Origin of the sequence: Porphyromonas sp. COT-290 OH3588 (assembly GCF_000769075.1) — a bacterium.
Lineage (GTDB): Bacteria > Bacteroidota > Bacteroidia > Bacteroidales > Porphyromonadaceae > Porphyromonas.
Map to the genome: position 1 here is coordinate 1 of NZ_JRFC01000009.1, position 10,155 is coordinate 10,155.

General features: G+C 49.0%; 7 protein-coding genes. 3 read left to right on the forward strand and 4 right to left on the reverse strand.

Going from position 1 to position 10,155, the window contains the following annotated elements; translation table 11 throughout:
- Positions 1 to 232: 232 nt before the first annotated feature.
- From HQ48_RS01270 to HQ48_RS01285, 4 genes are all read right to left on the reverse strand, one after another.
- Positions 233 to 1,762 carry a glycoside hydrolase family 10 protein gene (locus HQ48_RS01270; protein WP_044231326.1) on the reverse strand — a complete coding sequence of 510 codons (1,530 nt, stop codon included), beginning with the start codon at positions 1,760 to 1,762 and terminating at the stop codon, positions 233 to 235.
- A 4-nt stretch (positions 1,763 to 1,766) separates the two neighbouring features.
- Positions 1,767 to 2,603 carry a phosphatidate cytidylyltransferase gene (locus HQ48_RS01275; RefSeq protein ID WP_044231327.1) on the reverse strand — a complete coding sequence of 279 codons (837 nt, stop codon included), beginning with the start codon at positions 2,601 to 2,603 and terminating at the stop codon, positions 1,767 to 1,769.
- 14 nt (positions 2,604 to 2,617) lie between these two features.
- A complete protein-coding gene (ftsH, locus tag HQ48_RS01280) occupies positions 2,618 to 4,627 on the reverse strand; it encodes an ATP-dependent zinc metalloprotease FtsH (RefSeq protein WP_044231328.1) in 2,010 nt (669 codons plus the stop codon).
- A gap of 547 nt (positions 4,628 to 5,174) precedes the next feature.
- Positions 5,175 to 5,903, reverse strand: coding sequence for a DUF4919 domain-containing protein (locus HQ48_RS01285; RefSeq protein ID WP_052408916.1), 729 nt, complete (start codon positions 5,901 to 5,903; stop codon positions 5,175 to 5,177).
- A gap of 604 nt (positions 5,904 to 6,507) precedes the next feature.
- Here HQ48_RS01285 and HQ48_RS01290 point away from each other — a divergent pair.
- The 3 genes from HQ48_RS01290 to uvrB all read left to right on the forward strand — a co-directional run bounded on the left by HQ48_RS01290 (position 6,508) and on the right by uvrB (position 9,991).
- Positions 6,508 to 7,071, forward strand: coding sequence for a hypothetical protein (locus tag HQ48_RS01290; RefSeq protein ID WP_044231329.1), 564 nt, complete (start codon positions 6,508 to 6,510; stop codon positions 7,069 to 7,071).
- A 295-nt stretch (positions 7,072 to 7,366) separates the two neighbouring features.
- Positions 7,367 to 7,975, forward strand: coding sequence for a TetR/AcrR family transcriptional regulator (locus tag HQ48_RS01295; protein WP_152568283.1), 609 nt, complete (start codon positions 7,367 to 7,369; stop codon positions 7,973 to 7,975).
- Positions 7,976 to 9,991 (forward strand): excinuclease ABC subunit UvrB, encoded by a 2,016-nt coding sequence (gene uvrB, locus HQ48_RS01300; protein WP_044231331.1) that lies wholly within the window; start codon positions 7,976 to 7,978, stop codon positions 9,989 to 9,991.
- The last annotated feature ends 164 nt before the right edge of the window (positions 9,992 to 10,155 follow it).

The following is a 10,155-nucleotide window of genomic DNA, read 5'->3' on the forward strand; positions in this document are numbered from 1 at the left end:
AGGGGGATAGTATTCAAGGCTCTCCAAGCCGCTCAAACACGCAAAAAACACCGAGAAAGATACAAGAACCTTTGAGCGGTGCATTGCGCAATAGTCTCAAATAGTACATGGGAGGTAGTATCTCATCTGTAGACGACATCGCCTCAAACACAAAAAGCCTACAACGAAATAGCGTCTAAATAATTCCGATATAAAGAATTATTTAGACGCTATTTCGTTGTGTAGTGATTTACTAGATCACGACTCTTATCTTACGTGGCTCACTCTCTAGCCAAAAACGATTAATCGCTGTAACTAAAAAAGTATAGCGGGTAGCGCCATCGAGGCTTGGAAGTTTGTAATAGGTGCTCGTAGAGATCCCGACAAGAGCCTTAGGGTTATTTAGATTAACTTCCTCCCCTTTGGGGAAGGCGTAGACCCCATAGTAGAAAGCGCTCTCGGGGTCCTGTGGATCTCTCTCGTCCTCCCAGATAAGGACATGACCAGCCTCGTTGTGGTCCTCCCAAAGTGAGGCTGGCATCTTGGGCGGCTTACTCTGGCCTAGAAACCCTCTCTGCTCGGGCATCAAGGCTCTAGAATGCTGATAAGTATGGTGAAGCTCCTCGCCCACTCCACCGTAGTTACGGATCAGTTCGTCGGCTGGCCAGAATATATTACCCTGACTGAGTCGCTGGCTAAGCAAGAGCTTACGCTCGAGCTGACCTGCATCCATAGTACGCTTAATATCTTGCCCTATATAGAGCTGTACACGCTCATTCCTTAGATGCTTACTCCACCACTTGACGAGGACTTGATAGTCCGAACCTTTCGTCCCCTCATTCCAGTAGATCTGCGGAGCCACATAGTCAATCCAGTCTTCGTTAGCCCAGTGTAGGACGTCGGCATAGAGATCGTCATAGTTCTGCAAGCCCGTAGTCATACTCCCCTTGGAGTGAGTTCGCTTGTTGCGATAAATGCCAAATGGACTGACACCGAAGCGTACCCAAGGCTTGGCCGCTCGGATTGTTTGGCTCAGCTCATAAACCAAGAGGTTGATGTTGTTGCGCCTCCATGTAGCACGATCACCGGGATGATAGCCTGCCGACAAGCCATGACGCTCGAAGGACTGGTCATCGGGAAATCTAGTGCCGGGTATAGGATATGGATAGAAATAGTCGTCCAAATGAATAGCATCAATGTCGTAGCGCTTAGTGATGTCCTCGACGATCTTGCAGACATAGCGCCTAGCTTGTGGCAGGCCGGGATCGAGCACGAGCTGATTGCCATAGCGCACGAACCAATCTGGGTAGCGGCGTGCAGGATGATTCTCGGCCAAAAAGTCATTGGCATTGGCTGCCCCACGCAGTGGGTTAATCCAAGCATGTAGCTCCATACCTCGCTTGTGGCACTCGTCCACGACGAAAGCGAGCGGATCCCAACCGTCCTCTGGCATCAGCCCTTGTTCGCCACTGAGATACTTGCTCCATGGTTCATAGTCGCTGCGATACCAAGCATCACTCTCTGCTCGTACTTGGAAGAGGACAGCATTGCAGCCCATTCGCTGTAGCAGTGCTAGGCGCTTGGTCAGCAGCTCTCTAGCCTCTATTCGAGAGAGCTTGCTATACTCACTCCTATAGATGGTAGGTATCCACGCCCCTCTAAACTCACGTTTCTGAGGGATATACCGCCCCGGTCTAGAGCGCCTGAGGCCGCCTCCACACGAGGCCAGTAGCACCACTAGAACAAAAGCTAGTACGGGGCGAACAAAATAATTGGCACGCATAAGCTTATAGATGTAATACTAGACTAAGAATAAGCAAAGCGGGTAAAACGAAAAGGACACTGTCAATACGATCTAATACCCCTCCATGGCCCGGAATAATCTTGCCAGAATCCTTGACCCCTGCATTACGCTTGAGCATAGACTCAAAGAGATCGCCCCAAGTGGCAGCTACGGAGATGACCGCTCCGATGAGAGCAGACTGCCAGAGGCGGAAAATATCGTCGAACCAGTAGCTCGCAATAGCTATGGTAACTAGTACCGTAGCTACAAAGCCTCCGACGAAGCCCTCCCAACTTTTCTTAGGCGAAACACTTGGAAAGAGGCGGTGCTTACCGACAGAAGAGCCAACAATGAAGGCTCCCGTATCATTGACCCAGATACCTACAAAGGCCATAAAGAGCAAGCGCTCTGGAGCAAATAGCCCCATGGTGTCGGTAAGTAGACTGGCAGCAGCTAGTCCTCCCCCAACATAGATCTGACCAAAAAACATTTTGGCTATCTCATTGGGCATAAACTCCCGATCGGAGTAAATCGAACGTACCATGGTGTAGCCTAGGTAAAATAGGTAAGGCGTAAAAATCGCCCCACCGAGCATCTGGTACTCGTGGCTATTGGCGAAACTATAGACTGCAAAGAACAAATACGCAGCAGCCATACCATCGAGGATCGTGCGCAATGGGCGTGTACGATTGATACCAACGAGTGGTTCGTACTCACATACGCCCACAAAAGCGAGCAGCATAAATACCGAAAGATAGAGTGCTGAGCTACCAAGAAGCAGGGCACCCAAGACTAGGGCCACATAGAGCCCCCCGAAAATTGTTCGCTTGAATAATTCCATATCTATGATATCTATTAGTTTACCTCACCTACCACATCTTCGGCCTTATCCTCTGGGGCATCGGCTGTAGTTTCCTCGCTTTGCCGCTCTGGTAGAGCTTTGTCCGTACGCTTCTGTCCCATAATCTCATCTGTACGACTCGCCCACTGACGCTTACCCAGTAGACGCTCCACATCTTCGGTGTAGATTACCTCAGCCTCTAATAGGAGATCTGCCAAAGCATGATGGCCTACCTGATGCTCCAACAAGAGCGCCTTGGCACGCTCATACTGCAAACGGATAATCTCGCTGACCTCCTCGTCTATCAGCTCTGCTCGTTTGTCGCTATAAGGCTTGCTGAAGCCATAGCCCTCGCTCTGTAGTTCATAGTAGTTCACATTGGGCAAGCGCTCACTCATACCATAGTAGGCAACCATGGCATAGGCAACCTTGGTGATGCGCTCGAGGTCATTAGCTGCACCTGTGGAGATGCGTCCAAGGAAAAGCTCCTCGGCTGCACGACCGGCGAGTGTAGCACATATCTGGTCGAGTAGAGCCTGAGTCGTGGTGATCTGGCGCTCCTCTGGCAGATACCATGCAGCTCCCAGAGCTTTGCCACGAGGTACGATCGTGACCTTAACGAGCGGGTTGGCATACTCTAGGAACCAGCTAACCGTAGCATGGCCTGCCTCGTGAATAGCGATGCTCTTGCGCTCCTCGGCAGTGGTAATCTTGCTCTTCTTCTCCAGCCCTCCGATCACACGGTCTACGGCATTCATAAAGTCGTCCTTACTCACGAAGTCCTTACCCGAGCGGGCTGCGATCAGAGCCGCCTCGTTACAGATATTAGCAATATCGGCACCAGAGAACCCGGGTGTCTGACGTGCCAACAAGTCTACATCAAGTGAGCTATCGGTCTTAATACCTTTGAGATGAACGAGGAAGATTTCCTTACGATCATTGACATCGGGCAAATCTACATAGATCTGTCGGTCGAAGCGTCCTGCTCGTAGCAGTGCGGAGTCTAGAATATCGGCACGATTGGTCGCAGCCAACACAATGATGCCGCTATTAGTCCCGAAGCCGTCCATCTCAGTCAGGAGCTGATTGAGTGTATTCTCACGCTCATCATTACCACCAAAGCTATTATTCTTACCACGAGCACGGCCTACGGCATCAATCTCATCTATAAAGATGATACAAGGGGATTTCGCCTTAGCTTGGGCAAATAAGTCACGCACACGGCTAGCACCCACACCAACAAACATCTCCACGAAGTCGGAGCCAGAGAGCGAGAAGAAAGGCACATGCGCCTCGCCTGCGACTGCCTTAGCCAAAAGAGTCTTACCAGTACCCGGAGGGCCTACAAGCAAAGCTCCCTTGGGGATCTTACCTCCGAGCTGAGTGTACTTGGCTGGATTCTTGAGGAAGTGGACAATCTCTTCGATCTCCTCCTTGGCCTCGTGCAGACCTGCTACATCGGCAAAGGTCACCGACATCGTAGTCTTATCGTGCATCTGAGCCTTACTCTTGCCAATGGAGAAGATACCCCCTCCAACGCCTCCACCAGAGCCACTCATACGGCGAGACATCATGAACCAAAAGAAAATCAGCAAAAGTACGGGGCCAAAGGATAGAAGAATAGCCCAGAAGCTCGTCTTCTCATTATAAGTTACCTTAGCTTGTATCCCATGGCGATCGCAGAAGTCCGAGAAGCGATCTACCGAGGGGATCTGTACCATCACCTTATGCGCCTCCGCCTTATTGAGCCGATCGGCCTGTATCCCCGACTGCTTAAAGATACTATCTACCATGTTTGGGCGCACTAGAGCAACTAATTGGTTGTCTTTGCGATCCACATTGATCTCACTGAAAGCATCTCTAAGAGCTATTTCTTGAAACTCATTCCAGCTAAGCTCCTTTTTGACACTATTGTCCCCGTCCCAGAAGAACAAAAGTCCGAGAGTCATCAGAATAAATCCGTATATCCACATCTCGTTAAATCGAAAAGGATTACGCTTGTTCTTGTCTTGCTTCGTAGCCATTATTATCTATTTCGTTGTTATTTCTAAACACATATAAATCGGTCGCAGTAACACTCCCTAAGTTTCAAAATTAATTAATAATTTGTGAAAGGCATAAGGTATCCTACAGCGAACCTATTGTATAACAAAGATGCCCCCTCTTCTGTTTGTGCATACGATAGGGGCAATACTAGGTTACAAATAGGGAGCAATACTCAAGCGCACCACCTGCAAGGCTGAGGATGCAACGCCTAACTGCGATGGAGACAATCACGGCAAACTAGATCCAATACCTAAGGGAGGCGGTGTGTCATAACGCACAAACCACTGTACTGCTTGCGACATTCAACTTGGGTCACATACTCTATTATGCTCCCTTTGCTCCACACGGACTTCTTCGTCAGCTTCAATCTTAGCGCCTTGCAGTTTGCGCATTCTAAGACACACTAAAAGGGGATGTACCAAAAATGAATTTTGACAAAGCCCCAAGATACTTCTAGCCGAGAGTATTTATGGAGTATCCACAGCTCGTCACTCTCTTATGTATCTCCTGCAAACTATGGTAGGGCTAGATGGGGATAGGCATACTATAGTAGCGCACCATCGCCTGCCTATCTACCCCTTTTATTTCGAGGCGTAAGAGTTGTTTGTGGTCATCTAACTTGATGATCGTGCGGTCGCCAAGCTGTTCTCGAGGTGTATCTAGCCAAAGCATCTCGTATAGCAGAGCATCGGACTGGCTCATCACTTGCAGCGCAGTATCAGGGCTCTTGCCGTCGCCAGTACTCTCGACGACATTGAAGAGTTGCACAATCTGCCAAAGATAAACCTCCATACGGTTGTGCTTCTCGTGGTGCGACAGGTCACAAGCTCGCTTAATGAGCGCAAAATGCATTGGGTTTCGCCATAGCCCACGCTGAGCCATCTTGAGAGCCTTGGCAAACTGCTTGTTGGCTATAGCTTTATCGACCTCTAGCTCCATTTGCTGCAGGAAGCTACCCTCCCCTATCTTACTCTGGTGTCCAAAGTATAGCCCTTTGATCGTTTCGCGCCTAAGCGTAGTATCTCCACGATTGAAGCGAGCGACGAAAGGCTCTAGCTCCAGCCCCGGTATCTTCTCCTCTACTATAATGGGGCGCACTCCTCCATTGAGAAGCCTCATACTATCAAGCTCTCGGCGTTGATTTTGTACGACATCGTAGTCTACTGTGGAGGTTCTAGGGCGTGTAGAGGTGCGTTTCCGCTTAACCTTAGTTGTTCGTTTCTTTGGTTTACGTGCGTTATCTTCTGCCACCATAGGGAGGCAAAAACTCAAACTTAGAGCAGATATAAATAGTAACTTCAGCAGTTTCATTGAGTCTTGTGAAATGTTCGCTTTGCAAAGATAACGAATACCATTTGAAAGAAATTGTATTAGGAGCTATGCTAAACAAAAGTTTTGAAGCATCTGGTTTCCATCACAGATCATCACTCCAACTGCCATCTATCAACCTTCTCTCTTCTCTCAAAATACTTTGGAGCAAGGTTTGCTCTATGTGGAGATAAGTTTGCTCTACATAAATCAAGCCTATCTCCACATAGAGCAAACCTTGCTCCAAACTTTTTCTCTAGGCCGATACCTCTCTCTACCCTAGCCCTAGGCAGAGTAACTACAAACCATTTGGCAGATATGCGAGCACAAGCACTCTCGATAGGCTTATGGTAACATACGCCACTGAGCTACAAGTAGCCCCCTAAACGAGAGAGCAAACTTACATAACACATCGCCCCATATTTTAACATCAAAAAAATGTTATATAAAATAGAACACACTCATTTTCAAACAGTATAAATTACAAACTTTATACATAACTTTGCTGGCGAGAGATTGAAAACATCGTTTTACCTCAACAGAAAGAATTATGATACGTACTCTGCTACTCAAGGTGATGCTACTACTCACCCTCTACACTATTCCCTGCATATCTTCGGCGCAAGCATCGAGAAACCTCTTCGCAGGGCAAACTTATCTCAGAGTAAAGCCTCTAGCCTATCTATGGGGAGTGCACCTCGGGCTAGAGCATACAACCAACGACAAGATGAGTGTAGTGGGAGATCTAAACTTCCACGGACTATACTTGGGGCTCCCCAACGTGTCACTCTCGACGGAGCTACGCTGGTATATGTTCGGCAATCCTAGGACTGGCATATACTCCAGCCTAAGGGCTGTAGCTGGATACTTCTGGGATACACCTGCCGTAGAGCAACGCCCTTTTTATGCAGGCGGAGGCATAGGCATAGGAGCGGTAGGCCAACTTAGTAGTCGTGTAGGGATATGGATCGATTTAGGCCTAAAATATGCCCCTCCATTTGGCCCAAAAGTCAAGAAAGAGCTCCGAGATGGTATGACTGGCTATCTATATTTCGGCTTCATTAGCCCAGCGTCTGTTATAGACCCATCAATTGGTATATCCATTCAGATATAGATAGTACAGTCAGAAGTCGCTATTTTTGTAGTTAGTAAGGAGGCACTGCCGAGCTTCGGTTAGGTACAGCCTCCTGCTAAGGCGCATCACAAAGCGTCAAATATAAGGATTGTGGATACCGAGGGCAGAGCAGAGTTTGCTAGAGTTGTGCGGAGCAAGTGGTTATGCTCTAGAGGGAGCCAAACACAAGGCTGATGGTGAAGCCTATACAGAGCGAGTGTATCGCCAATAGCTCCGAAATTGGGGCGTTATGGCACACCGTCATTCATTGATATTTGAGATAGGAGGAAGAGATATGGCAAGGAGAACTCAAAGAGAACTGAGCGCCGACATTCGTAGAGCGATGTCGGAGATAGTCCTAGAGCAAGGTGTGGCTGGGATTACGCTCAAAGAAGTCGCAAGACGTACACGAAGCGACATCAATGTGCTGGTGCGTCGCTTCGGGACAGATGAGGCGGCGATTAGCTACTATACGAAACAGTTTGACTACTTCATCAACGAAGCCCTAGAGTTAGAAGGTGCAGATGAGCTAGAGCCTATCGAATTGTTCACCCGCCTAGCTACTCAATTTGAGAAAGCCCTACATCGAAATAAAGAAATGCAAGAGATCATGAAGTGGCAGCTGAGCGTCAATTCGAAGATCACTCGAGAGAGCGCACGTAGACGAGAGCAAACATTGGCCCCCATTCTAGAGCGTTTCGTAGCACCCATATCGGACGAAGATATCGACCCGAGAGCCCTGCTTGGCATTCTTGTAGCAGGTATGTATTACTTAACTTTGAGGGAAGAGCGCTCTACTTTTTGTGGCATTGAGTTTCACACCAAAGCCGGTAGAGCTCTGCTGGTCGGGACTATGGTACGCATCACCTCGGCCTTCCTGAAGAATAGAGGACAAAACAACTAAATGGAATATCAACTGACCTCACGCTTCTCTCCTACCGGAGATCAGCCAGAGGCAATCAAACAGCTTGTCGAGGGCTTTGGCTCTGGGCTAAATTATCAGACCCTGCTGGGAGTTACGGGTTCGGGTAAGACCTTTACCGCAGCCAACGTGATTGCACGCTTAGGCAAGCCAACGCTTGTCCTAAGCCACAACAAAACGCTAGCAGCTCAACTCTATGCCGAGTTCAAAGCATTCTTTCCCGACAATGCCGTCGAGTACTTCGTTTCCTACTACGACTACTATCAGCCCGAGGCCTATATTGCACACTCCGATACGTATATCGAGAAGGATATGGCTATCAATGCAGAGATCGAGAAGTTGCGCCTACGCACCACTGCCTCTCTGCTCTCGGGTCGCAAAGATGTGATCGTCGTTTCGTCCGTGTCCTGCCTCTATGGTATGGCAGACCCATCGGCTTTTGCCGAGAAAATTATACATCTGCGCCAAGGCCAGCGCTATGCCCAAGAGCAGTTCACACGAGATCTGGTAGGGAACTACTACGTCAATGACAAGGTAACGTTCGATAGTGGGTATTTCAGAGTCAAGGGAGATACTGTAGATGTCTTCCCCGCCATAGAAGGGTACAACGGTGTAGCCTATCGGATTACGTTTTGGGACGACGAGGTAGAACGTATTGCTTCTTTCGATCCTGTTTCGGGACGTGAATATGGCTCTATGACCAGCCTAGCAATACACCCAGCCAACCTATTCGTGACGACAGAGGATCAGGTCAAGCGTGCGCTAGATATGATGGCACTAGATCTCGGCGCTCGTATCCAAGAGCTAGAGGAGGTAGGCAAAGTCTACGAGGCCAAGCGTCTGTACGAGCGTGTCACATACGACATGGAGATGATACGAGAGCTCGGATACTGCTCAGGGATTGAGAACTACTCTCGCTACTTCGATGGACGAAATGCAGGGGAGCGTCCATTCTGCCTACTAGACTACTTCCCTCAAGACTTCCTACTCATCATAGACGAGAGCCACGTCACAGTTCCTCAGATACGTGCTATGTATGGAGGCGACAAATCGCGTAAGCTAAACCTAGTAGAGTATGGCTTTCGCCTACCTGCCGCCATGGATAACCGTCCACTAACCTTCGAGGAATTTGCATCACTCACGCCAAGGACTCTCTACATCAGTGCTACGCCAGCCGAGTATGAGCTAGAGCAGAGCGAGGGCGTTATCGTCGAGCAGCTCATTCGCCCTACTGGCTTGCTAGACCCTCCCATTGAGGTGCGTCCGACCCTGCATCAAGTAGACGACCTAGAGGAGGAGATAGCTAAGGCTATTGCCCTAGATCAGCGTGTACTAGTTACTACGCTCACCAAACGTATGGCAGAGGAGCTTTCGGAGTATCTCATTCGTCACCAAATCGCTTGTAGCTATATCCATAGCGATGTGGATACGCTAGATCGCATACGTATCATGGAAGATTTGCGCAAGGGTGTGTACAAGGTACTGATTGGGGTTAATTTGCTCAGAGAGGGCTTGGACCTCCCAGAGGTTGCCTTGGTGGCGGTACTAGATGCAGACAAAGAGGGCTTCTTACGCTCGCACAGGTCGCTTACCCAGACGGCTGGTCGTGCCGCACGCAACGTCAATGGTCGTGTCATCTTCTATGCCGACAAAGTGACGGAGAGTATGCGACTAACCATTGAAGAAACTGCTCGTAGACGACAAAAGCAGATTGCCTACAACGAGGCACACGGCATTACACCACAGCAAATCGTCAAAAACTCAGCATCTATCTGGAATAAGGAGGACGGCACAGGAGCTCTCGGCTACAGCGAGCCAGAGGCACCAGCAGTAGACCCAATTATCTCGGAGATGAATGCCGACAAGCTACGCAAGCTTGCCGAGCAAACCCGCAAACAAATGCTGGAGGCTGCCAAAGAACTGGACTTCATCGAGGCAGCTAGCCTACGCAACGAGCTACAACAGATAGAGTCACGTATCGCCGAGCTAGAGCAGTAAGCCACCACCTCCCAAGCAACAGTCCAATCTACACATACGGACACCAAACTGATATTGGAGGATTTTTGTACTTTCCATTTTCTAACGCAACACTATGGTTATAAGAACGACAGGTGGCGGGCTAGCCCGCCACCTGTCAAAAATCGTTCATAGCTTTGATGTTG